The organism is Vibrio sp. 1249-1 (assembly GCF_033340495.1).
In genome coordinates this window covers 1-814 of the sequence record NZ_JAWOWJ010000362.1, presented here as the reverse complement: position 1 = coordinate 814, position 814 = coordinate 1, and the positions used below count along the sequence as shown (strand labels likewise).

At 39.7% G+C, this 814-nt stretch carries 2 protein-coding genes; both read left to right on the top strand.

Annotated features, from left to right (window positions below):
• Positions 1–115 precede the first annotated feature (115 nt).
• Positions 116–667, top strand: coding sequence for a BON domain-containing protein (locus R7Z50_RS26390; protein ID WP_005496656.1), 552 nt, complete (start codon positions 116–118; stop codon positions 665–667).
• Between the two features lie 45 nt (positions 668–712).
• Positions 713–814: DUF1328 family protein (locus R7Z50_RS26385; RefSeq protein WP_318149598.1), on the top strand; the 102-nt coding region annotated here is incomplete at its 3' end.

Here is an 814-nt window from a genome sequence, read left to right as displayed (position 1 = left end):
CTCTCATCTTAAATATAGCGGCTGTTTTTAAATAAACGCTTTAAAAATAGCGACTTATAAAGTTGGCACATGCTTTGCCTTATTAGAACTGCAACGTCAATATAGGAGAATTACCATGAATAACATCGCAGCTAAAATTGTACTTACTTCAGTTCTTGCAACGTCATCTACCGCAGTATTAGCCAGTGATAAATGGGAAAAAGAATCCATGGACGCTTGGCTAGATGGTAAAGCAGAAACCACCTTACTGCTTAACAGCAACCTGAACTCTTTTGATATAAACACTGATGTTGAAAATCAGGTGGTTACGCTGACAGGTTCGGTCAATAACGATTTGGAAAAGTCGCTGGCAGAAGAGTTGGTTTCAGGCCTTGATGGTGTGAAAAAAGTAAATAACGAGCTAACGGTAGTGAGTGAGAATAAACAAGATGCCGATTCTGATGCATTTGCTGCATTAACGGATTCAAAAATTACTACTATTGTGAAAACTCGTTTACTGATGGATACCAGCGTTAGTGGTACAGACATTGATGTCACCACAGAAAATAAAACCGTAACCTTAACCGGTAAAGTGAACTCAGATGCCGAGCATGATCTGGCATTATCGATTGCAAATAATACCAACGATGTAAATAAGGTTGTCGATAAGCTTGAAGTTGTTCAGTAATAACTAATATTGAGCTTTCACTTTAAAAAATAAGGAGACAACACCATGGTTCGTTGGATGTTTATTTTCCTTGCTTTGGCTCTCGTTTCAGCGGTGCTCGGATTTAGTGGTATTGCCGGTGCCGCCGCAGCTGTCGCGCAAGTGATA